A 20,802-nucleotide genomic window follows, 5' to 3' on the forward strand; every position below is an offset into this window, starting at 1 on the left:
AGAGGGCTGGGTCCATGCCCTTTTGGCGTGCGCGCAGCATCTCGAGCGTGCCAGCGGCTTCGCGTGCACCACACCCGGGTCGCGACGCGTCGGCGGTCGCGCGGGCGGGCGGCGCGCCGCGCGCGAGCAGCATCAAGGCGTTAGGCATGGGCCACCTCCAGATACGGCGCGTCACCGTGATCGAGGGGGCGCTCGCGAGAGCGCGCCGGAGAGAGGGATGCGAGAGCCCGTCGCAGGGCACGCAGGTCCCGGCCCGGGTGCGTGGGGGCGCGCAGAATCGGCCGGGGTGCGCACGCATGCAGCCCCGAGCTACGCCTCCCACGACCTGTTGACACAAGCGTGATCGCGGGACAGGGAGGCGGATGGGATGCGAGGCTCGCGGCCATCGCCGACGCGCCCTCCAGGTCCGCGCGCGTGAGCAGGACGAGAGCGTCGGCATGAATGACGGACGCACAGCGAGCAGCTCGCGCGTCCCATCGTCCCGCGTCCACGATGAGGGACGCGCGTAGTGATCGACAGGCAGCCACCACCCGCGGGTCGTCCGCGCCGGCCCCGCCGCGTGCATCGCCGACGAGGGCACGCACTCCGCCCACAGTGGGCAGGTGATCGCGCAGCGACGGCAGATAGGAGTCCTCGCCCGCATCGAGGTCGGCCCAGCGCACGCCGGGCGCATCGTGCTCGCAGGCTCGCGCGAACCCGGGTACGGACCCGGAGGCATCGACAACGATGACCTCCCGCGCATCCCCGCGTTCACGATCCGCACGCCTACGCCACAAACGCTCGCGGGCACCTCGACGACGCCCACACTCACGGGCCAGGAGCCGCACAACGCTGGTAACGCCGACCCCGCCCGCGGTCCCGGCGACCACCCACACCGCGCCCACCCTGCCCGACCGGCGACCGGCCTCGGCGATCAGAGAGACGAGGAGGGCCGTATCCACGGGTAGACTCACCTGTCCCCCATCCCCGACGCGCACGCATGGGGCACCCGGGGGCACGGGCGCGCCCGGTGAGGCCAGGACTAACGAGGCGTGCGCCGGGTTCGACGACACGCGCGCCCCCGCGAGCTCCACCGCGTCACGGGCGTACTCCAGGTCCGGCGGGGTCAGGCCAACGAGGGCGACGAGGCTCGGATCCTCGGTATCGTGGGTAGTCATGCAGCCACGATGCGCCTCGAGTACCCCACCGGTCCACACCCAGGCGCGCCCCTGTGGACAACATGGACCCAAAATGCCACCCTGTGCACAGAAGGGATCCGATGGAGGACCCCTGTGGATTGAGCCAACGCTGGAGTAGACGCCATGGTACGCGCGGCCTTTTTCGACCTGGATAAGACGATTCTGGACACGTCCTCGAACGTGGCCCTGTCCGGTCCGTTCATCGAGGCGGGCCTCATGAACCGTCGCACCGCGCTCACCTCCGTCCTCGTGCAGCTGCCATACCTGCTCGCGGGCGCCGACGAGTCGCGCATGGAACAGATGGCGCAGGCACTGGGGCGCATGGGGCGCGGATGGAATGCCGCGTTCCTCGAGGCCACGGTCGAGGACGCGCTTGAGCGCACGATTCAGCCCGTCTGCTACGCGCAGGCGCTCGCGCGCATCGAGCAGCACAAGCGGGCGGGCGACGTCGTCGTCATCGCGTCGGCGTCGGTCGAGCAGGTGGTGCGCCCGATCGCGCAGATGCTGGGGGCTGACGAGGTCCTCGCCTCGCGCGCGGCGGTCGACGACGACGGGTGCTTCACGGGCGAGATCACGCACTTCAACCAGGCGCAGGGCAAGGCGGATGCCTGCGAGGCCCTGGCTCGCGCACGCGGATGGGACCTGTCGGAGTGTTCGGCTTACTCGGATTCGGTGTCGGACGCGCCGCTCCTGCGCCTCGTCGGCCACCCCTACGCAGTCAACCCGGACCGCGCCCTGCGCGAGATGGCGCAGCGCGAAGGCTGGCCAACCCTCACGTTCACGTCCACGGTGCGCGTCCTGCCGCGCGAGGTTCCCACGCCCGCGAAGGTCGCGGTGCCTTTCATCGCCGGCGTCGCCGTGGGCGCGGCGGCCTGCATGCTGCTGCGCCGCTGAGAAACAGCCTTAGGAGAGACGGCCCGCCTGCACGTGGCGGGCGACGTCGCGCCCCACTTTGGCGCCGTAAACGACTCCCACGCAGTAGTGGATGATCCACCGGGCCAGGCCGGCCTCGTCGGCGCTCACCCACCCGGCGAGTTCGCGCCCCGCGCGCGCCGGATCGAGCGCGTCGTAGGCGCTCGGCACGCACACGCCGGTCGGGTCAACGCCTCGGGTGACGAGGATCCACCGCGCCAGTCCGCCCCCCACGACGGACGAGGCCGGATCGAAGACGCGCCGGAAACGGAAGTGGGCGGTCAGGGCGGCGGCGACGGCGAGGCCGGGCGCATCGGCGCGCGTGTAGGCGAGGGCGGATGCGAGCAGGGCGGGATCGGTGGGGACTGCAACCGTGCGGGACTCGACGAGGCCTGAGGCGACCAGGCCGGAACAGGCATCCCTATGCAGCCCCGCGATCAGCGCGGGCATGGGCGTGGGAGCGACACGAACGCCCCCTTGAGAACGTGTGTTGAGAGCAGGGAAGCGCGAGGCCAGGTTCCACTGCGAGCGCCAGATCCCCAGCGCCAGCGCGGCTCCCGGGTCCGAGCCCGCTCCCCCATCGTCAGCCATAGACAGGGCGCGCACATCGTCGACGCTCGTGCGAGCACCCTCGATGATGGACAGGGCGGCGGCTTCGCGCACGGCTGCCTCCGCGCGTGCTTCCTCCCAGCCTCGGCGCAGCCCCTCACTGAAACGCAGGTCGGCGAGCGCCGCGTGCGCCTCGTCCATGGCGGATGCGACGTCGGGGCGGGCGGCTGCCGCCTGCAGCACGGCCGGCGCGGGGTCGACGAGGGCTTCGATACTCACCCCTCTACACTAGGGGCATGACGCTTTTGCAGCATCGAAACTTCTCCGCGCGCCTGCGCTCGGGGTTGTTCGCTTTTATTTTCGCGCCGGTTGCCCTGGTGTTTCTGGGTTCATCGATGGTCGACGTGCAGGCCTTGGCTTCGGTCGGGCAGCCCCTGGCCTCAGTGGAGGGCCTCATCGGCATGGCCTTGGCGTCGATGCTGATCGCGCTGATCGCCTTGAACTGCGAGGAGTCGAGCGCCGGCATGGTCGTCACATTCGTGTGGTCACTCGTCGTGGGGGCCGCGCAGTTCCTGGGAGTGGCGCGTCTGCCGCTGCTCATGAAGTCCTCGGTGGGCGCCGAGGACATGTTCGCCGGTGTCCTGTGGTGCCTCTACCCGGTGTGCCTCTCACTCATGCTGGGCGCGTGCGCGCTGACGATTAAGTCGGTGCGGGTGCGCGCGGGCAAGGACACACGCATGCCGCTCGCCCGCGTACACCGTCACGCGTTTGGCACAACGGTCGCGCTGCCGGCGTCTGTCGCCGCCGGTGTGCTGATGGTGGCCGCCGCGCCTTCTGATTCGACGAACGTTGCCGCGATGGGGCTCGAGGGCGTGCTCGAGGGGCACACGCTCATGCCGTTGCTGGCCCTCGGGGCAGGCCTGGCTTTCGCCCTGTTGGTGGTGAGCGCGCGCTGGTCGATCACGGGCACTCAGATCGCCACGTGGACCATCCTCGTGCTGCCAAGCTACGTGATTCTGCCGGTGTGGGCGTCGCTGACGGGAAACGTGATCGTTCCCGGCCCCTCGATCATGACGAAGTTCGCGCTCGCCTCTCCGCCCCTGGCCGCCCTCGGCATGGCGACGGGATGCGCGTCGATGGGCGTGCTGTGGGCGCGGGTGCGCGCCCTGAAGAGCCTGGATGCGTCGCACGACGCATCGGCGAATGAGGGGCCTGCCGAGGGCTAATGCGCGCAAGCGCGCATGCGGACCGTAATATGTGGGCAGATATAAGGAGGAAGCATGTCCGAGAACGAGTTTGACGTCCAGCGCGACCGCGCCGAGGAGGACCGCGAGAACGTGGTACTAACCGGTGAAGAGATCGAGCTGCCGGGCGAAGATTCCGACGCGTCGGCGATCATCGGCGAGTCCAGCGAGCCCATCCACACGGGTGAGATCGAGGCGGTCGCAATCGGAGGACTGACGGGACGCGTTCCGGCTGCTGCCCCACTCAAGCCCACGATCGAGGACAAGATCTCGACGGGTGAGCTGCCCGTCGTCACTGCCCCGGAGGGTGACCTTCCGATCGTATCCCCGACGGATGAGGCCGAGGACACGGCCGAGGTTTCTTCCGACGACTCCGCGGACACGGTGTCCGAAGAGGTCGCCGATCAGCAGGAGGAGCCCGCCGAGGACAACGCCCCCGCCAACGAAGAACCCGCGTCCGAGCAGGTCGACGAGGAGAACGCCTCTTCGCAGGATGCCGCTCCCGAGGCCGAGCAGACCGAGGATGCGTCCGACGAGGTGGAGACCGTCGACGATCCCGAGCCCACGCTGGCGCCCGTCATGACGCCCGCGCAGGCTGCCGCGGCGATGGGTCTGAGCACGGACGACGCCGCTGAGAAGGCCGAGGAAGGTGCCGAAGCCGACGATTCTACCGACGAACCGGCTACCGACGAGGCTAATGCGGCTCACGAGGCGGAGGAATCAGCCGTCGGCGGCGCCGCCGCCGAGCACACACTGACCTCGCGTCGCTCAATGATTTTCGGCGATGACGACGATGCCACCTCTCCGTCGATCCCGGCGCTCACGCCTGTCGAGCAGGACGAGACGGCCTCCTCGGACGAGGCCGAGGATCCCTTCGCCGAGCTCGACCTGCCCACCGAGGAAGCCGCCCCCTTCACCGAGCCGACGACCCAGTTGCCCACCCAGGACGCCCAGGCCTCGTACTCCTTTGAGGACCAGGACGCCGCCGAGGAGGCTCGCCCGCGCCGCCGCTCCCTGCTGGGCGAGGGCGACAACGACAGCGAGGCCGCAACCCTGGCCGCGATCGCGTCGACCGCCGCGCGCGGCGACAAGTCCGAGTCCCCGCGACTGGACGACGAGCTCTTCTCCGCCGCCCCCGAGGTCACGGAGATGCCCTCGCGCACGGGCGCGCACTGGCTGTCCTTCCTGCTGTTCCTCCTGCTCGTGCCCGCCGGCTGGTACCTGGCCGCCGACGCGGGAGCGCGCATGACTCTGGCGGACGCCGCCCCCATGTACACGGGCGTCGCATCCATCGTTGCGCTGGGCGAGCTCCTCGGCGCGACCCTTATCTCCGCGATCCTGTTTGTGACGGCGCGCCGCTCCTCGCTCGGTGCGTGGCTGATGGGCCTGGTCACTCTGGTCGTTGGCCTTCCGTGGATCATGGCCCCCGGCATGACGGGCGCGTCGGTGTTGTCCGCGCTCACCGCGCTGACCAACACGGGCTCCCTGGGCGCGAACCTGTCGCACCACCTGCAGGCCTCCGGTTACTCGGGTCGCTTCGCCCTGCTGGGCATCGCGCTCCTGGGCCTGGCGTACGTGTCGCACTCGGCGCGCCGCACCGGCCGCGAGGAGGAGGCCCTGCGCACCTCGATTGAAGCCATCAATCCGGCGGGCGCCTTCTACTCCAAGCGCGCCCGCAAGAAGGCAGCAAAGGACGCGGCCCGCAAGTGAAGACCTTGATTCCCGCCAGCGCGATCGAGCTTGAGGGTCCCTGGACCCACCGGCACGTGAGCGCTGGCGGCGCCGCATTTCACGTCGCCGACATGGGCGAGGGTATGGATCATGCCCTCGTCCTCCTGCACGGCTTCCCGGAGCACTGGTGGGCATGGCGCGACGTGCTTCCCACCCTCGCTGAGTCCACATCTCGCGTGTTCGCCCTCGATTTGCGAGGCTTCGGAACCTCCGACCTGACACGCGGAGACTGCGATCTCCAGCAGATGGCGAACGACGTGATCGGCGTTGTGCGCGCCCTCGGCGTGGCCTCGTTCTCCGTGGCCGGCATCGGGATCGGTGGCACGGTCGCGTGGATGATCGGTGCCCTGGCACCCCTTGAGCTGCGTTCTATCGCGGTCCTGTCCGCTCCCCACCCGCTCGGCGTCCAGCCCGTCATCGGCCGCGCACCCTGGGCGGGTGGCCGCGTCCTGCAGGGGCGCCTCGCGCTGCCCACCGGGCGCGAGCGCGCACTGCGATCTGGCTCCCTCGTGACGACCGTGTTCCGCGCGTGGGCATCGCCCGGGAACGTGGACGGCCTCGTCTCTCAATCGGGCACGTACCGCGCTGCGCTGCGCCGACCTTTTGCCGCACACACGGCCCTGCGCGGCCTGAGCGCCGCCCGCAAGATCTCGCGCGAGGAGCGTCGCCTCCTCGCCGAGCCGGTGCGCGTGCCCGTCCTGTCCCTGGTGGGACGCGACGACGGCGCCTGGTCTGCGCTGGATCACGCGGCGGACGCCCAGTTCGTGGATGCGCCGCTGACCCAGATTGTCATTCGCGAGGCCGGACACTTCCTCCCCGAAGAAGCACCGCAGGCGGTTGCCGAGGCTCTGTCAGCACACGTGGTAGCACACGCCAACTAGTGCATTTTTCATTAGACAGCTCACACAAAACACGAAATGAAGCCCATTTCACCTGATAGATAGGGCATAATGGTGTGATGCGCGGTACCTCCTCGTGAGTGGTATTACGTATGGGATCCACTGCGCAATCCAAATCGAAACGCCCGAGCAATCGGGCACGAGCGGAAGGAGCTCCGCACCATGATCGGTGACGGAAACTTCATCAGCCAGGTGCCGCTGTTCGGTGGCCTTGATGATGCACAGCAGGTGTCCCTCCAGCAGAAGATGGGTCATACGACCCTGCGTCGCGGAGAGACTCTCTTCGACGAAGGCGATCTCGGCGATCGCCTGTACATCGTGACCGAGGGCAAGGTGAAGCTCGGCCACACGTCCAGCGACGGCCGCGAGTCTCTGCTCGCAGTCCTGGGCCCCGGAGAGATCATCGGTGAGCTCACGCTCTTCGATCCGGGCCCGCGCTCGACCACCGCAACCGCCGTTTCCCCGGCGTCCCTCCTCTACCTCGAGCACGAGGATCTCATGCACGTGCTCGACACCAACCCCACCCTGGCCAAGCACATGCTGCGCGCCCTTGCGCAGCGCCTGCGCCGCACCAACGAGTCCCTCTCGGATCTCGTGTTCTCCGACGTTCCCGGCCGCGTCGCCAAGGCCCTCCTGGACCTTGCAGACCGCTTCGGCACCGCGACCGACAAGGGCGTCCACGTCCCCCACGACCTCACGCAGGAAGAGCTCGCCCAGCTGGTCGGCGCCTCCCGTGAGACCGTGAACAAGTCTCTGGCCGACTTCGTGTCGCGCGGCTGGATCCGTCTGGAAGGTCGCGCCGTGACCCTCCTCGACGTCGATCGCCTGGCGCGTCGCGCTCGCTGACCGCAGCCTACACAGGGTTGGGCCCGACACCTCGCGGTGTCGGGCCCAACCTTTTGCTTGACGATATGAACGAGGCCATGGTCCCTCGTGCGATTTCCGCACGAGGGACCACGGCCTCGTTGATGCGCAGAGCTGCTGCGCGTCAGTTCTGAACGGCGGGCGTTTCCTCAATCGGACGCTTGAGGTAGGCCACCAGGTTCTCGGAGCCCGTGGGGCCGGGGATCACCTGGACGAGTTCCCACCCGTCGGCGCCCCACTGGTCGAGGATTGCTTTCGTCGCATGCGTGAGCAGCGGAATCGTGGAGTATTCCCATTTAGTCATGGCTCCATCCTACCCGCCCGCCATCTGAGGGCGCACGAAGGACAGTACCTTTGGGACATGTGGGCTGCGCAGCTCGCGGGCGAGCGGCTCGTCAGAAGTGCGTAGCCACTCCAACCAATTGTCCGCGTGCGGATAGTGGCGCAGGATCGCGCGGCGTTCCCGTTCAGTCAGGCCACCCCACACGCCGTAATTCGCCTCGGATTCGAGAGCGTCGGCGAGGCATTCGAGGCGAACCTCGCATTCATAGCAGCGCATACGAACCTGACGCTGGGACGCACCCTGCACGAACAGCACGTCCGGTTCGATGGACGCGCAGAGCGCGCGGGCGACCCAGCTTTGGTCGTCGCCTTGCGTTGACATCGTGGAACTCCACTTCACTGTATTACGAGCCCTGCTTGTGACCATACACACATACGATTGTGGGTGCAAACGCTGCGACCACGATTGCAGCCATCAGGCGTGACCCATCAGGCAATTCTCACGCGTCGCCAAACGCCAGATGAGCACGCCGCCACGTAAGCTAGGAATATGTCGTACTCTCACTCTCGTGCTGTCCGACCGGCCCAGCTGCTCGCGCTGCTGATGGCATTCCTGAGCGTGTCCGCGCTCATGGGTGTCGTCGGAGCAGGCATGCTCGTCCCCATTGCCGGCCCCACCGCGCTCGTTGCCAAGTCGGTTCCCTCCGTCTTCAACGAGCTCCCCGGTGATCTGCAGACGGTCGCTCCGGCTGAGGAATCGCAGCTGCTGGATTCTTCCGGCGCCGTGATCGCCCACTTCTACGACAAGCAGCGCATCGTTGTGCCCAGTGCCAACATCGCTGACGTTATGAAGAAGGCAATCGTCGCGATCGAAGATAAGCGCTTCTACGAGCACAACGGTGTCGATGCCACGGGTATCGCTCGTGCGCTCGTGACGAACCTGGGCGATAGCGGCCGCCAGGGCGCTTCGACGATCACCCAGCAGTACGTGCGTAACTCGCTGGCAGAGCGCGGCTACCTCGAGGGCGACGCGGACCAGGTGAGCGCAGCGACCGAGCAGACCACTGAGCGCAAGCTGCGCGAAATCAAGTACGCGCTGGCATTGGAGAAGACCCAGTCGAAGGACGAAATCCTCACGGGTTACCTCAACATCGCCCCCTTCGGCCCCATCACCTACGGTGTCGAGGCCGCCTCGCAGCGCTACTTCTCCAAGTCGGCGTCGGAGCTGAACTATCTTGAGTCCGCGCTCCTCGCGGGCCTCGTTCAGTCCCCCGTCCAGTACGATCCGCTGACGCACCCCGAGGCCGCCCAGGAACGCCGCGACACGGTCCTGGCAACGATGCTTGACCAGGGCGTCATCACGCAGGAAGAGTACGACGAGGGCATCGCAACGTCGGTCGATTCGATGCTGCACCCGACGGTATCCTCGGAGGGCTGCTCGGGCGCCGACTCCTCGAAGGCATACTTCTGCGACTACGTCCTGTCCCAATTCCTGGAGGACCCGACATTCGGCGCGACGCGCATCGAGCGCGAGCGCCTGCTCAAGACCCAGGGCATCACGATCCGTACGACGCTGGACACCGCGAAGCAGGACGCGGCCTACGCCTCGTTGACGAACGCGATCCCCGTGGGCGACGCCTCCGGCCTGAACGACGCGCTCGTGTCGCTGGACCCGCGCACCGGCAAGGTGCTCGCGATGGCCCAGAACACGACCTACGGCATCGAGAGCGGCCAGACCATGGCAAACTACTCGGCCGACGGTAACTTCCAGGTGGGCTCGACCTTCAAGGTGTTCACCCTCCTGCAGTGGTTCAAGGAAGGACACTCGGCCTACGAGACCGTGGGGTCGGCCAACACGTTCTACCCGAACGGCTCCTTCAAGTGCGATGGCCGCTCCATCACCACCGAGGGCTACCAGGTCAACGACCTCGCGGGTAAGACCGGCACGATGAACGTCGTGCGCGCCACCGGCCAGTCGGTCAACCAGGCGTTCGTGAACATGGCGTCGCGCGTGGACTTCTGCTCGATCTTCGAGACCGCCTACGACATGGGCATCACGGAGGACGGCGAGGTCCCGGCCCCCTTCCCCGCCAACATCCTCGGCTCCGTGTCGAGTTCCCCGCTGCACATGGCGTCCGTGTTCGCCACGATCGCGAACTCCGGCCAGCAGTGCAAGCCCCAGTCCATCGAGTCCGTGACCGACCGCGACGAGAACGTTCTCAAGGAGTTTGCGGCGGACTGCAAGGAGGTCATCTCCCCTGACCTTGCGAACAAGACGGCGGCCCTTCTGACGGCCTCGGCCGGCCAGTACTACACGTCGACGCGCCTGGGCGACGGTCGGCCCTTCGCCGCGAAGTCGGGTACCACCGACGGGCACGCGAACACGTGGCTGACGGGCTTCACGCCGTCGCTCGCGACGTCCGTGTGGGTGGGTCACGGCGACAACTCCTCGCAGGAAGTGTCCGGCGTTGTCATCAACGGCGTGTACCACTCCGAGATCTTCGGTGAGACCTATGTCGGCCAGAACATTTGGGCACCCTACATGACGCAGGCGCTGGCGGGCACCCCGGTGGAGGCCGTGTCGAACGCGAACATCGGCGCGTCCATCCCGCAGCGCGGCTCGACGCCTGCTCCTTCGCAGTCCCCGACTCCGTCGCCGTCGCCGAGCCACTGAGATGACGACTGATACGGCAGCGTTGCTTCAGGAGGCCACGGCTTCGTCCTCTCGACGAGGCCGTGGCCTCCTGCGCACCGCCGGCGCGGTCGTCGGTGGGCTGGGGCTTGCCGGGCTGGCAGCGGGCGGCGCCGCGCTGGCCTGGGGTTCGATCGAGCGCACCATGCCAATCCTGCGACGCTACGAGGTCCCGGTCCGCGCACGCGTCCCCGAGGTTCGAATCCTGCAGATTGCGGATCTGCACCTATTCGCGGGCCAGGAGTTTCTGCTGCGTTTCCTGTCCGACGTGGCCGCCTCGGAGCGCTTCGACATGGTCGTGGCGACCGGCGATAACTTCGGGTCCGTGGACGCTCTGGACATGGTGATGGATGCGTATCGTCCATTCTTGTCCTACCCGGGCACCTTCGTACTCGGTTCCAATGACTACTATTCGCCGATTCCGAAGCGGTGGAGTCGCTACCTGTCGCGCTCGAAGCCGCACCCGGCGCGCGTCGTTCCTGATCTTCCTTACCTGCCGATGGTGCGTCAGATGCGCCAGGCCGGCTGGGTGGACCTGTCGAACGCGTCCGGGACACTTCATCTGGCGACGGGCACGGTCTCGCTCCTGGGGACAGACGATGCGCATATTCACCGTGATCGCCTGGGGGCCCCGGCCTCGTCGTGGGCGGCACCCGATGTCTTGCGCCTGGGGGTGACCCACGCGCCGTACACCCGTGTCGTCTCCGCGCTTACGTCGAGGGGTGCTGACCTGATCCTCGCGGGTCATACGCACGGTGGCCAGATCGGTATTCCGGGGGTCGGCGCGATCATCACGAATTGCGATATTTCGCGCCCCTACGCGAAGGGTCTGAAGCGCTGGCAGGCACCGGACGGATCGACTGCATGGCTGCACGTGTCCGCTGGCCTGGGCACGTCCCCCTACGCGAAGGTCCGCATCGCCACTCGCCCCGAGGCGTCGCTCATCCACGTGTACCCGGCCTAACCGTGTCTGTCGCGCTTCGTTGGTTCCCAGCGAAGTGGCTGCCAACGAGACAACTCAATGCGGCGTGGAACACACTTACGATCCTTGCTTGATCTCCGTTTGGGAATATCGGCGAGGTAAGGCTATACTCGAACGGCACCGGGGTGTGGCGCAGCTTGGTAGCGCGCTTCGTTCGGGACGAAGAGGCCGTGGGTTCAAATCCCGCCACCCCGACCGGTAATCGCCGGGACCGTTTGGTCCCGGCGATTTTTGTCTACCGAGTCCGGGCTTTCAATCGGATTACTACAACGACGGAAACCCTGGTTAGACTACGTGGGCATCCGCCATCAACGCACCAAGGAGTCCTCCATGAAGCGCCGCATTGTTGCCGCACTCGTCACCGCCCTCCTGCCCCTCGGCATGGCCGGCTGTTCCATCGCATCGAAGACCTCCGCCTGCGAGGAGCTTTCCGGCCCCCTGAAGGAAGCCGGCGTCGCCCTCGTCAACGCACGCCTGGGCGAGGCGGAGAATCCGGGCGAATCGTTCACAAAGCTCGCCGAAGCCTACGAGACGGCTTCCGCGAAGATCACCAACTCAGAGGTGAAGGCTTCTGTCGATCAGGTCGCGGCCGACTGGCGCACCGTCGCCGAGAAGGCTCAGGCCCTGTCAGAGGATCCGAAGAACGTGGACGAGGAGAAGATACAGGATCTCCAGGCGTCCTTCGAGCAGCTCAACACCCACCAGACCGAGCTCTTTCACACGTGCGGCTACAAGTACTGAGTCGCATTGACAGTCCATGCGCCGGCCAGGTATCTAGCAGTGTCATACACCATGACGAGGCGTCCGATTACCCCCGATTTTCCCGCGTCAGTACGACCTCACTGACCGATATGTTAATTTCATGCTTTTGGGGTTAGACTGAGCGAGAACGTACACTTCAACCTTTCAAGGAGCATCCCATGAAGCGTCGTATTGCAGCCGCCCTCCTCATCACTCTGCTACCCCTCGGCATGTCCGCGTGCCTGCAGGTCAAGACTGACAACCCGACGTCCTCGCAGTCGTCCTCGTCCGCGCCTTCGCAGGAGCCGACCAGCACACCTACGCAGGCATCGCCCTCCGCGTCGAGCTCTTCGAAGTCGAGCCAGACGAAGGAAGAGGCCTGCGCCATTCTCGACGACAAGGCCAACGCTATCTCCTCGAGCCTGAACGAGAAGGACAAGGCCTCGGTCATCAAGACCCTGTCCAACTTCATTGACATCATGAAGTCCGACGAAATCACCAACCCCGAGGTCAAGGTCGCAGCAAACAGCCTGGCGAACAGCGCGCAGAAGCTCCTCGACGCGACCAAGGCGGCCGACGATCAGCCGACGGCCGAGCAGCGCTCCCGGATTCTGTCAGCGACGTCAGAGTACCTGGAGTCGATGAACAGTCTTCAGACGGTGTGCACCGGTAAGTGACGCTCTGGCGAGCACACGACACCCGTCAAGATAGAAGTGAGGGTGGCCCCGCGGGGCCACCCTCACCTTTCAATGCCCACACGCGGGCATACACAATCTGATGGTGTGCGTCAGCGCGCGTTGCACACCGTTTCGAGCGACGACATCGACGTCGTGAAGGTTGTGTACAGATTCATAGCCTCGGTCATTTGCTCTGCCGAAGGCTCACCTCCCACCGTCTTGGCGAAATCGGCGAGAGCCTGAGCATTATCGCCCGCAGCCACCGCAGCAGCCTTCACTTCCGTGTTGGTAATGTCGTCAGACTTCAGGACAGTCGCAACGTTGGTCATGCCCTGAATCATGTCTTCCGTGTTGCTCGGATCCAGGCCATCAACTGCCTTGATGGCCTTGTCATTGATGATCTGGCAGGCAGCCTGCTTGGACTGTCCACCACAGGCAGCCAGGCTTAGGGGCAGCAGCGCGACGAGGGCGGCGGTCAGAAGACGCTTTTTCATGAGGGTTACTCCTTCGAGTATTTGTGATGGGTACCCGCAAAGCATATCGGATTTTTTCGTCATTGATTACCTCGCGGTTAACGAACATGCGTGCATTTTTTACACAATCCACTGCACGAATGACGAACGAGCCTGATAGCCGCTCCATTCGATACGAGGAGAGGACGGCTCCTACGCACGCACGAGGAGGGGGCGACCCCAACGGGCCGCCCCCTCCTCACTATCTACTCAGTCGAGGGCCGGAACTGGGGATCAGCGCTCACCCCGCCCCGGCCTCTCCTATTCAGGCCTGGCCGCCGTTCTTCCAGCGACGGAAGAAGGCTGCCAGCAGCGCGCCGGACAGGTTGTGCCACACGGAGAAAACGGCAGCCGGGAGCGCGGTCTCCGGGGTGGAGGCGAAGTGGGTTTTCGCCAGCGTCGCAGCCAGCGCCGAGTTCTGCATGCCGACCTCGATTGCGGTCGTGCGCGAGGCCTTGTCCGAGCCGCCGCCGACACGTCCGGCCAGGTAGCCGAAGAGGTAGCCGAGCAGGTTGTGGCAGATGACGACGGCGATGATGAGGGCGCCGGAGGTCAGGATCTTGTCGACCGAGCCCGACACGACGACCAGCAGCACGTAGCAGATACCCAGCACCGAGATCCAGGGCAGAATCGGCAGGACCTTTTCCACGTACTTGCCCGCAATGAAGCGAACGGCAAAACCGCCGAGCACGGGGGCGAGGACCATCAGCAGGATATTCTGCGCCATCGCCGCACCGTTCACCGGCATGCGCGACCCCACCAGCCAGGCGGTGAGCAGCGGCGTCATGAGGGGCGCGAGCAGCGTCGAGATCGAGGTCATCGTAACCGACAGAGCGACGTCTGCCTTCGCCAGATAGGAGATCACGTTGGAGGCGGTACCACCGGGCGCACAGCCGACGAGGATGACGCCGACCGCAACCTCGTTGGGCAGACGGAACACGTAGCACAGGGCCCAGCCGACGAGGGGCATGATGAGGTACTGCGCGACAACGCCCACGAGAACGGGTAGCGGGCGCTTCACGATGAGCCCGAAGTCGGGAATCGTCAGGGTCAGGCCCATGCCGAACATGATGACGCCAAGTGCCCAGCTGACGCCGGGAGCCAGCGGCTTAAAGGTATCGGGCGTGATCATGGCGATCGCGAAGGCCGCCAGGATCAGCAGGGGAAAGACCGTGACGGCGATGCGCGCGCTGCGGTCTTCCGAGGAAAGAGAGGGAGATTGAGTTGTAACTGCGTCTGATGTGGACATGCCACCATATTTCACCGATTGTTGAAATATGCCCGCTTCAGTCTCACGTTGTGACCCTCCCAGTATTGAGCCTCACAGGCGTACTTCACTAAGCTAAGGCTATGCACAGTGCAGCGCCGCAGACTCACACAACGCCCGAACGCACCGCGGATGGCGTCACCAATCGCGCACCGGGGCGCCCGAAGCCACGCCACCACAACAATCCCCGCATGCGTAAGCTTGCCCGCGACGGCTGGATCTCTGACCAGCACGGCGCGTGGACGATGATGGCTTTCCCGCCGCTGCTCGGGTGGGCGCTGTCCTTTACCTTCTCCTGGACGGTCGTCCTCATGCTGGTGGCGTGGGCGATGGCCTTCCAGATGTTCTCGGCGGTATGCCTATGGGTCAAAACGCCCGCCAAGCGCCGCGGCCGCATCGCCCCCGCGGTCCTGACCTACGCCGTGCTCGCGGCGCTCCCCGGCGCCACCCTCCTGGCCGTGCGCCCGCAGCTGCTGTGGTGGGCGATTGCCTTCGCGCCCCTCGCCTCGTCGGCGCTCTACCTCGTATGGAAGGGCCGCGAGCGCTCCCTGGGTGCCCGCGCGGCTTCAATCCTGGCGGGCAACATCATGGGCCCCGTGGCGTTCTCGCTGGCGACGGCGGACGGTTCACCGGCTGCGGTGACGCTCCAGGCGTGGGCGACGTGCGCCGCGTTCGGCCTGCACTACATCGGCACGGTTCCCCTGGTTCGTTCGATGATCCGCGGCCGCAAGGATCCGCGCTGGGCAGTGGGTTCCACGCTGTTGCACGCGGCGTTCACGCTGTGCGCGGCCGTGGCGTGGTGGTTCGGTGCGCTGACGGTCTGGCCCGTCCTCATGTGGGCGTGCCTGACCGCGCGCGCGTGGGTCATGCCGACGCTGAACCGGACCCGCACGCGTCCCTTCTCCCCCAAGTTCATCGGATTCAGCGAGCTCGGCTGGTCACTTCTCCTCATCGCCTCGCTGCTGATCCCGTAAATCGCGGCACCCCGATGGGGTCACGGGCGCGTCCGTTTCGTCGGGCGCGCCCATTGGCATGCTAACCCTACGCGCCAATGCCCGCGGTGCGCACAAACTCGGCGGCCACGGACAGGAAACGGTCGTTCTGCTCGCGCGAGCCGACCGAGACGCGTACGCCCACACGGAAGGGACGCACGATGAGGCCGACGCGCGCGCATGCCTCGACGAGGCCGTAGACGTCGCCGCGGATCAGGTAGAAGTTCGACTGGCTGTCGGGGATGTCGTAGCCGAGGTCTCGCAGCGCCGGGATGATGCGCTCGCGTTCGGCGATGATCTCGGCGACCGCGCGCTGCACGCCCTCGGCATCCTTGAGGGAGGCGAGGGCCGCGGCGAGGGCGAGAGAACTAACGCCGAAGGGCACGAGGAGGGCCTGGATCGCGCCGATCACCTCAGGATCGCCGATGGCGTAGCCGACGCGCACGCCCGCCAGCGCGTGAGCCTTGGAGAAGGTGCGCATGACGATGACGTTGGGGTGGTCCTCGATGAGGGGGACCGCGGTGCGTACGCCGGGCTTGGTCGCGAAGTCGATGTAGGCCTCGTCGACGATGATCATGACGTCGTCGGGGACGTCGGCGACGAAGCCGGCGATCTCCTCGTAGGTGAGGGCGGGGCCGGTCGGGTTGTTGGGCGAGCAGACGATGACGGCGACGGTGTCGGGCGTGATCGCTGCGCGCATCGCGTCAAGGTCGTGGGTGGCGTCCGGAAGGAGCTCGACGGGCACGGGGTCGCCTCCCACGGAAGGGATGGCGATCGGGTAGGACTCGAAGGAACGCCAGGGGTAGACGACCTGGCTGCCGGGCTGGCAGACGGCGGACAGTGCGGCGACGAGGATCGCCGAGGAACCGGTGCCCACGCACACCTGGTCCGCGCCGACGCCGAAGCGCCCCGCGAGGGCCTCGCGCAGGGGTGCGGCCGTCAGGTCGGGGTAGCGGTTGATCGTCTCGAGTTCGCGGGCGATCGCCTCGAGTACCGCGGGGCTGGGCGGGCTTGGCATTTCGTTCGAGGAGATCTTAACGGCGTCGGGGGCCGTCTTGCTCGGCACGTAGCGCGGCAGTGCGGCGACGGCGGGGCGAATGCGCAGGTTGGTCATGCGTGTAGTCCTATCCCATGGGACTGGACCGTGCAAGCATCGTCCCACTGAGCAAGAATGAAGAAATGGATTTCATTGCACGTTTGTTGGCCACGATGGCCGGCCTGTGGGTGACGACCCACGTGGTCTCGTCGATTTCGATCGACTCTTCGTCGGCGTCGGAAACCGTGATTGTTCTGGCCGTCGTCGCCCTGGTGTTCACTGCGGTGAACTCGATCATCAAGCCTGTGGTGACGACGCTGGCATTCCCCCTGTACCTCCTGACCTTCGGCCTGTTTGCCCTGGTGACGAACTCTCTGCTATTCGCGCTGACGGGGTGGCTGTCCACGTCGCTCGGATTCCCCATGACGACGGGCGGCTTCTGGTCGTGCCTGGTGGGTGCGATCATCACCTCCATCGTGTCCGCGCTTGTCTCGGGTATTCTGCGCGACAAGAAGGACAAGAAAGACTGAGTATCCCCGCTCTCTCTCGAGGCGTATCACCCCTGGGTGATGCGCCTCGTTTGATAGTGGTGGACGGTGGTCTGCGTGTTGTGGGTAAGGCCGAGCGCCTGGGTGCGCCTGGCCTCGGCGGCTGCCAGAGCTCCGAGGCCGGGGTCGGACGAGGTGTGGGCCGCATCGAGGGTGCTCCGGATTTCATCGACGTACAGGGGTGCGCTGTGCGAGCAGGGCACGGGATCGTCGGCGTGGCACGTGGCCTCGTAGTCGCGGAACATGACGGTCGTGACGTTGTCCCCGCGCGTGGCATTTCCGTCCAGGCCGGGAACGATGTCGCCGGAGTTTTCGTAGGCGAGGACGGGCACATCGCTGGGCGCAATCGTCGCCGTGGGCGAACCGGCGGTGACGACGGAGACGACGTTGTAGCGGGCGCGCACGGAAGGGTCCGCGGCCAGCTGAGCCGCCATGATGCCTCCCTGTGAGTGTCCGGCGAATTCGACGGCCTCGCCCGGTGCGATGCCCGCCGCGTTCATGGCTTCCTTGATAGCGTCGAGCTGGTCCGAGGTCATACCGGCCACGCCTTGCAGGTTGGTGGTCATGTCCTGGGGTCCTGTTTGCCCGATGGAGAAGGACTGAGTGCCCCGGATGTCGACGGTCCACGAGCGCGTCGTCACCCCGTCATCCCCGAGCGTCACGTGTTCCTCGATGGCGATCTCGCCGTTGTCGGCGTCTCCCCCATGCATCTGCGTGATGTGTTCGATGGCGTCGGCGCTGGTGGTGACGCCTGTGTAGTGGGTGTCGGGTGCCGCGTCGGGCATGGCCGCGAGCGCGGATTGGGTGCGCGCGTCGAGGGCACTCGAGGGCATCAGGGAGCCGAGTCCGTTGGGGCGAATGCGGGCATCGCCGTCCGCCCCTCGCACGATGACCCCGCAGCTGACTCCGTGGCCCCAGTGGAAGTCAACGAGCCCCAGGTACGCGAGGAAGGGCGCAGCGAGCGCGGCCACCCCGGACGCTGATTGCGTGGACGTTGAGTTGAGGTCCTGGCTGACTCCCAGCCCCGACAGCGCAGCTGCGACCCCTCGGTAGACGGGCGAGGAGTTGACGTCCAGGGCAAACCTGCCGAGGTCGCGTTGGAAGCGGGCGCCCGCGACCTCGTCCGAGTGGTATTTGAAGAGAAGTCCGTCGATCACGGTGTCATACAGGTCTTTCTCCCCAACCAGCACTGACAGACCGGGCATAAGAACGGTGGGTAGCCAGGGCGCCCCCGCGCGCACCGACACGTCCTGAGCCCCGTGATAGAGCGCCGAGGCACCGGCAAAAGCGAGCAGCCCGGGTGCCACCACCATCATTCCGATACCCGACGCGCTCAGCTGCGGGCCCATCGGGCTGCCGGGAACGAGCTCCCACAGGGATGATCCGGATTCGGCATTCGCGTAGGTCAGGGCCGCGTCCTGCAGTTTCCATCGCAGGGAGTCGATCTCACCCGCGAGGAAGTTGAGGGCGGACAGGGCGCTCGTGATCGCGGAGGCGAGGTGCGCGGAGGCCTCCGGGACGAGGCCGGATACCGCCTCCGCCTCGCCGAGAGCAGCTTCGAGGGCGAGCCGCGCGGGCACAATCGACAGCGTTTCCTCGCCGGTGATGAGGGTGTGTGCGGCGCACAGTTGGTCGACGTCAACGCTGAATGCACCTGAGCTGACGGTCACGTCGCGGCGCGGGTCGAATGCCATGATCACCACGCTCCCAATGCGAGGAGTTCGGGCTGGGAGACGGCGGCCTCGGCAAGGCTACGGGCGAAGGCGTGGTTGCGCTCCTCGTCGAAGGCGGGGACAAGGCTCAGGGCAGCCTGGATCTGGTCGAGGACGCCCTGCGCGCAGGCGAGCACCTCGCCGTGTTGGTTCCGATAGGAGTCTCCCGCGACGCCAGTCCACTGCGGGCACGACGCGCACGCGATGGCCGAGCGTAGCGTTTCGACGAGGCCGTGGGCGGCGTGCAGGGACAGTCCGGGGCTGAGGGGTTCGGGGATCATGAGGGGCTCCCATCGGTGGACGATGCGTTGTTGTCCTTGCACGCTACGCCGCCCTACTCCCCCACCACCAGCCGCGCGGCACTCCCTGTGGATAACCACCCAGCACCCAGCACCCCTGTGGATGACACGCCCGGGGCCGTCACGCGCCCGCCCGCCCGGCCCCGGCCTCGTACGTTACCCACGCCACGAACCGCCGAGCGGACTGGGCGTCCCGATGGCCCCTCGTTCTGGGAAGATAGGGGTATGAGCGACACGATGACACTGTTCTCCACTGCCCACGGCTATTCGGACCTGGCGGGCGGGGGTGAACCGCTCAGCCCGCTGGACGGCCGCTACCGCGCGGTCGCCGCGCCCCTGGCTAACTACCTGTCCGAGGCGGGCCTGAACCGCGCGCGCGTGCACGTCGAGATCGAATGGCTGATTTTCCTGCTCGACAACTCGGTCCTGCCCGGCGCCCCGACGCTGACCGACGCCGAGCGCAACTACCTGCGCGCCCTCACGCGCGACTTCGGTGCCGAGCACATCAAGCGCCTGGGCGAGTTCGAGGCCGTCACCCGCCACGACGTCAAGGCCGTCGAGTACCTGATCGGCGAATATCTCGAGGCTGCGGCCAGCAAGCTGGGCGAGGGCACGAATCTGCCGTCCCTGCGCGAGGTCGTCCACATTTTCTGCACCTCCGAGGACATCAACAACCTGGCGTACGCGCTGACCATCAAGGCGGCGACCGAGCAGGTGTGGCTGCCCGCGATCCGCGCGCTCCTGGATCGCCTGCGTGGCCTCGCCGAGGCCGGGGCGGACGTTCCGATGTTGGCGCACACGCACGGCCAGCCGGCGACCCCGGTGACGGTCGGCAAGGAGATGGCTGTGTTCGCGCACCGCCTGTCCCGCCAGATCAAGCGCGTCGAGGCCACTGAGTACCTGGGCAAGATCAACGGCGCGACGGGCACGTGGGCCGCGCACGTCGTGTCGGTGCCGGGCGCGGATTGGCCGACGCTGGCACGTTCCTTCGTGGAGGGCCTGGGCCTGACGTGGAACCCGCTGACCACGCAGATCGAGTCGCACGACTGGCAGGCCGAGCTGTACGCGGACGTGGCGCGCGCGGGCCGCATCGCCCACAACCTGGCGACGGACGCGTGGACCTACATTTCGATGGATTACTTCCACCAGAACCTGGCGGCGCAGGGCTCGACGGGCTCGTCGACGATGCCGCACAAGGTCAACCCGATCCGCTTCGAGAACGCGGAGGCGAACCTGGAGGTGTCGAACGCGCTGCTGGATTCGCTCGGCGCGACGCTGGTGACCAGCCGCATGCAGCGCGACCTGACGGATTCGACGACGCAGCGCAACGTGGGCGTCGCCTTCGGCCATGCGGTGTTGGCCTACGACAACCTGGTGCGCGGCCTGGATGGCATCGAGATCAACGCGGCTCGCATGGCCCGCGACTTGGACGCGAATTGGGCGGTGCTCGGCGAGGCCGTCCAGCAGGCGATGCGCGCAGCCGCGATCGCGGGCGCGACCGGCATGGCGAACCCGTACGAGCGCCTCAAGGAGCTGACGCGCGGCCACGAGGTGGGCGCGGAAGACATGCGTGAGTTCATCGCGGGCCTGGGTCTGCCGGCCGAGGTGGAGGAGCGCCTCCTTGCGCTGACCCCCGCGACCTACATCGGCCTGTCCGAGCGCCTGGCGCGCTGGGAGGCCTGAGC

21 protein-coding genes and 1 tRNA gene are annotated in these 20,802 nt (G+C 66.7%); 13 read left to right on the top strand and 9 right to left on the bottom strand.

The window, feature by feature from the left end; translation table 11 throughout:
• Positions 1 to 140: 140 nt before the first annotated feature.
• On the bottom strand, positions 141 to 1,157 hold the full coding sequence (locus HMPREF1137_RS08895) for a hypothetical protein (protein WP_034497596.1): 1,017 nt from the start codon (positions 1,155 to 1,157) through the stop codon (positions 141 to 143).
• Positions 1,158 to 1,301: 144 nt separating this feature from the next.
• Between HMPREF1137_RS08895 and HMPREF1137_RS08900 the strand changes: the two genes are divergently transcribed.
• Positions 1,302 to 2,072, top strand: a complete 771-nt coding sequence (locus HMPREF1137_RS08900; RefSeq protein WP_009054605.1) for an HAD family hydrolase — start codon at positions 1,302 to 1,304, stop codon at positions 2,070 to 2,072.
• Between the two features lie 9 nt (positions 2,073 to 2,081).
• On the opposite strand, the gene HMPREF1137_RS08905 is transcribed toward HMPREF1137_RS08900, so the two are convergent.
• Positions 2,082 to 2,918 (bottom strand): hypothetical protein, encoded by an 837-nt coding sequence (locus tag HMPREF1137_RS08905; protein ID WP_009054631.1) that lies wholly within the window; start codon positions 2,916 to 2,918, stop codon positions 2,082 to 2,084.
• A gap of 17 nt (positions 2,919 to 2,935) precedes the next feature.
• Between HMPREF1137_RS08905 and HMPREF1137_RS08910 the strand changes: the two genes are divergently transcribed.
• The 4 genes from HMPREF1137_RS08910 (at position 2,936) to HMPREF1137_RS08925 (ending at position 7,359) form a co-directional block, all read left to right on the top strand.
• Positions 2,936 to 3,865, top strand: coding sequence for a hypothetical protein (locus tag HMPREF1137_RS08910; protein WP_034497600.1), 930 nt, complete (start codon positions 2,936 to 2,938; stop codon positions 3,863 to 3,865).
• 54 nt (positions 3,866 to 3,919) lie between these two features.
• Complete coding sequence (locus HMPREF1137_RS08915; protein WP_009054633.1) at positions 3,920 to 5,593, top strand: hypothetical protein; 1,674 nt, start codon at positions 3,920 to 3,922, stop codon at positions 5,591 to 5,593.
• On the top strand, positions 5,590 to 6,495 hold the full coding sequence (locus tag HMPREF1137_RS08920) for an alpha/beta fold hydrolase (RefSeq protein WP_009054629.1): 906 nt from the start codon (positions 5,590 to 5,592) through the stop codon (positions 6,493 to 6,495). The genes HMPREF1137_RS08915 and HMPREF1137_RS08920 overlap by 4 nt, the downstream gene beginning before the upstream one ends.
• A gap of 180 nt (positions 6,496 to 6,675) precedes the next feature.
• Positions 6,676 to 7,359 (top strand): Crp/Fnr family transcriptional regulator, encoded by a 684-nt coding sequence (locus HMPREF1137_RS08925; protein WP_003791132.1) that lies wholly within the window; start codon positions 6,676 to 6,678, stop codon positions 7,357 to 7,359.
• 142 nt (positions 7,360 to 7,501) lie between these two features.
• Here HMPREF1137_RS08925 and sp36 read toward each other — a convergent pair whose 3' ends face one another.
• Both sp36 and HMPREF1137_RS08935 read right to left on the bottom strand, forming a co-directional pair.
• Positions 7,502 to 7,681 carry a Sp36 family protein gene (sp36, locus tag HMPREF1137_RS08930; RefSeq protein ID WP_009054623.1) on the bottom strand — a complete coding sequence of 60 codons (180 nt, stop codon included), beginning with the start codon at positions 7,679 to 7,681 and terminating at the stop codon, positions 7,502 to 7,504.
• Between the two features lie 9 nt (positions 7,682 to 7,690).
• On the bottom strand, positions 7,691 to 8,041 hold the full coding sequence (locus HMPREF1137_RS08935; protein ID WP_009054634.1) for a WhiB family transcriptional regulator: 351 nt from the start codon (positions 8,039 to 8,041) through the stop codon (positions 7,691 to 7,693).
• Positions 8,042 to 8,209: 168 nt separating this feature from the next.
• Between HMPREF1137_RS08935 and HMPREF1137_RS08940 the strand changes: the two genes are divergently transcribed.
• The 5 genes from HMPREF1137_RS08940 to HMPREF1137_RS08960 all read left to right on the top strand — a co-directional run bounded on the left by HMPREF1137_RS08940 (position 8,210) and on the right by HMPREF1137_RS08960 (position 12,751).
• Complete coding sequence (locus tag HMPREF1137_RS08940; RefSeq protein WP_034497604.1) at positions 8,210 to 10,333, top strand: transglycosylase domain-containing protein; 2,124 nt, start codon at positions 8,210 to 8,212, stop codon at positions 10,331 to 10,333.
• Position 10,334: 1 nt separating this feature from the next.
• On the top strand, positions 10,335 to 11,315 hold the full coding sequence (locus HMPREF1137_RS08945; RefSeq protein WP_009054588.1) for a metallophosphoesterase: 981 nt from the start codon (positions 10,335 to 10,337) through the stop codon (positions 11,313 to 11,315).
• Between the two features lie 139 nt (positions 11,316 to 11,454).
• Positions 11,455 to 11,528 (top strand) — tRNA-Pro (locus HMPREF1137_RS08950).
• Positions 11,529 to 11,663: 135 nt separating this feature from the next.
• Positions 11,664 to 12,074 carry a hypothetical protein gene (locus HMPREF1137_RS08955; protein WP_009054597.1) on the top strand — a complete coding sequence of 137 codons (411 nt, stop codon included), beginning with the start codon at positions 11,664 to 11,666 and terminating at the stop codon, positions 12,072 to 12,074.
• Positions 12,075 to 12,253: 179 nt separating this feature from the next.
• Positions 12,254 to 12,751 carry a hypothetical protein gene (locus tag HMPREF1137_RS08960; RefSeq protein WP_009054602.1) on the top strand — a complete coding sequence of 166 codons (498 nt, stop codon included), beginning with the start codon at positions 12,254 to 12,256 and terminating at the stop codon, positions 12,749 to 12,751.
• 110 nt (positions 12,752 to 12,861) lie between these two features.
• Here HMPREF1137_RS08960 and HMPREF1137_RS08965 read toward each other — a convergent pair whose 3' ends face one another.
• Positions 12,862 to 13,245, bottom strand: coding sequence for a hypothetical protein (locus HMPREF1137_RS08965; RefSeq protein ID WP_009054585.1), 384 nt, complete (start codon positions 13,243 to 13,245; stop codon positions 12,862 to 12,864).
• Between the two features lie 283 nt (positions 13,246 to 13,528).
• On the bottom strand, positions 13,529 to 14,512 hold the full coding sequence (locus tag HMPREF1137_RS08970) for a bile acid:sodium symporter family protein (protein ID WP_009054600.1): 984 nt from the start codon (positions 14,510 to 14,512) through the stop codon (positions 13,529 to 13,531).
• A 209-nt stretch (positions 14,513 to 14,721) separates the two neighbouring features.
• On the opposite strand from HMPREF1137_RS08970, the gene HMPREF1137_RS08975 reads away from it, so the two are divergent.
• A complete protein-coding gene (locus HMPREF1137_RS08975) occupies positions 14,722 to 15,504 on the top strand; it encodes a YwiC-like family protein (RefSeq protein ID WP_034497621.1) in 783 nt (260 codons plus the stop codon).
• A gap of 67 nt (positions 15,505 to 15,571) precedes the next feature.
• On the opposite strand, the gene hisC is transcribed toward HMPREF1137_RS08975, so the two are convergent.
• On the bottom strand, positions 15,572 to 16,636 hold the full coding sequence (hisC, locus tag HMPREF1137_RS08980) for a histidinol-phosphate transaminase (protein WP_009054637.1): 1,065 nt from the start codon (positions 16,634 to 16,636) through the stop codon (positions 15,572 to 15,574).
• A 65-nt stretch (positions 16,637 to 16,701) separates the two neighbouring features.
• Between hisC and HMPREF1137_RS08985 the strand changes: the two genes are divergently transcribed.
• Positions 16,702 to 17,088, top strand: a complete 387-nt coding sequence (locus HMPREF1137_RS08985; protein ID WP_009054590.1) for a phage holin family protein — start codon at positions 16,702 to 16,704, stop codon at positions 17,086 to 17,088.
• A 26-nt stretch (positions 17,089 to 17,114) separates the two neighbouring features.
• On the opposite strand, the gene HMPREF1137_RS08990 is transcribed toward HMPREF1137_RS08985, so the two are convergent.
• Both HMPREF1137_RS08990 and HMPREF1137_RS08995 read right to left on the bottom strand, forming a co-directional pair.
• The gene (locus HMPREF1137_RS08990) at positions 17,115 to 18,800 is read right to left on the bottom strand and encodes an alpha/beta hydrolase (protein WP_196792998.1); all 1,686 of its coding nucleotides are present in this window, start codon (positions 18,798 to 18,800) and stop codon (positions 17,115 to 17,117) included.
• A gap of 2 nt (positions 18,801 to 18,802) precedes the next feature.
• Entirely contained in the window at positions 18,803 to 19,099 is a 297-nt protein-coding gene (locus HMPREF1137_RS08995) for a hypothetical protein (RefSeq protein ID WP_009054614.1), read from the bottom strand.
• A gap of 243 nt (positions 19,100 to 19,342) precedes the next feature.
• Here HMPREF1137_RS08995 and purB point away from each other — a divergent pair, with 243 nt between their 5' ends.
• On the top strand, positions 19,343 to 20,800 hold the full coding sequence (gene purB, locus HMPREF1137_RS09000) for an adenylosuccinate lyase (protein ID WP_009054625.1): 1,458 nt from the start codon (positions 19,343 to 19,345) through the stop codon (positions 20,798 to 20,800).
• Positions 20,801 to 20,802: the final 2 nt, after the last annotated feature.

Source organism: Actinomyces sp. ICM39 (assembly GCF_000282935.1).
Classification (GTDB): domain Bacteria; phylum Actinomycetota; class Actinomycetes; order Actinomycetales; family Actinomycetaceae; genus Pauljensenia; species Pauljensenia odontolytica_B.

Bases quoted from the DNA above. Each gene is read 5' to 3' on its own strand.
- HMPREF1137_RS08995 (WP_009054614.1), bottom strand. From the start codon at position 19,099: ATGATCCCCGAACCCCTCAGCCCCGGACTGTCCCTGCACGCCGCCCAC.
- sp36 (WP_009054623.1), bottom strand. From the start codon at position 7,681: ATGACTAAATGGGAATACTCCACGATTCCGCTGCTCACGCATGCGACG.
- HMPREF1137_RS08895 (WP_034497596.1), bottom strand. From the start codon at position 1,157: ATGACTACCCACGATACCGAGGATCCGAGCCTCGTCGCCCTCGTTGGC.
- HMPREF1137_RS08925 (WP_003791132.1), top strand. From the start codon at position 6,676: ATGATCGGTGACGGAAACTTCATCAGCCAGGTGCCGCTGTTCGGTGGC.
- HMPREF1137_RS08910 (WP_034497600.1), top strand. From the start codon at position 2,936: ATGACGCTTTTGCAGCATCGAAACTTCTCCGCGCGCCTGCGCTCGGGG.
- HMPREF1137_RS08985 (WP_009054590.1), top strand. From the start codon at position 16,702: ATGGATTTCATTGCACGTTTGTTGGCCACGATGGCCGGCCTGTGGGTG.
- HMPREF1137_RS08965 (WP_009054585.1), bottom strand. From the start codon at position 13,245: ATGAAAAAGCGTCTTCTGACCGCCGCCCTCGTCGCGCTGCTGCCCCTA.
- HMPREF1137_RS08970 (WP_009054600.1), bottom strand. From the start codon at position 14,512: ATGTCCACATCAGACGCAGTTACAACTCAATCTCCCTCTCTTTCCTCG.
- HMPREF1137_RS08915 (WP_009054633.1), top strand. From the start codon at position 3,920: ATGTCCGAGAACGAGTTTGACGTCCAGCGCGACCGCGCCGAGGAGGAC.
- HMPREF1137_RS08940 (WP_034497604.1), top strand. From the start codon at position 8,210: ATGTCGTACTCTCACTCTCGTGCTGTCCGACCGGCCCAGCTGCTCGCG.
- HMPREF1137_RS08990 (WP_196792998.1), bottom strand. From the start codon at position 18,800: ATGGCATTCGACCCGCGCCGCGACGTGACCGTCAGCTCAGGTGCATTC.
- HMPREF1137_RS08945 (WP_009054588.1), top strand. From the start codon at position 10,335: ATGACGACTGATACGGCAGCGTTGCTTCAGGAGGCCACGGCTTCGTCC.
- hisC (WP_009054637.1), bottom strand. From the start codon at position 16,636: ATGACCAACCTGCGCATTCGCCCCGCCGTCGCCGCACTGCCGCGCTAC.
- HMPREF1137_RS08900 (WP_009054605.1), top strand. From the start codon at position 1,302: ATGGTACGCGCGGCCTTTTTCGACCTGGATAAGACGATTCTGGACACG.
- HMPREF1137_RS08955 (WP_009054597.1), top strand. From the start codon at position 11,664: ATGAAGCGCCGCATTGTTGCCGCACTCGTCACCGCCCTCCTGCCCCTC.
- HMPREF1137_RS08975 (WP_034497621.1), top strand. From the start codon at position 14,722: ATGCGTAAGCTTGCCCGCGACGGCTGGATCTCTGACCAGCACGGCGCG.
- purB (WP_009054625.1), top strand. From the start codon at position 19,343: ATGAGCGACACGATGACACTGTTCTCCACTGCCCACGGCTATTCGGAC.
- HMPREF1137_RS08960 (WP_009054602.1), top strand. From the start codon at position 12,254: ATGAAGCGTCGTATTGCAGCCGCCCTCCTCATCACTCTGCTACCCCTC.
- HMPREF1137_RS08935 (WP_009054634.1), bottom strand. From the start codon at position 8,041: ATGTCAACGCAAGGCGACGACCAAAGCTGGGTCGCCCGCGCGCTCTGC.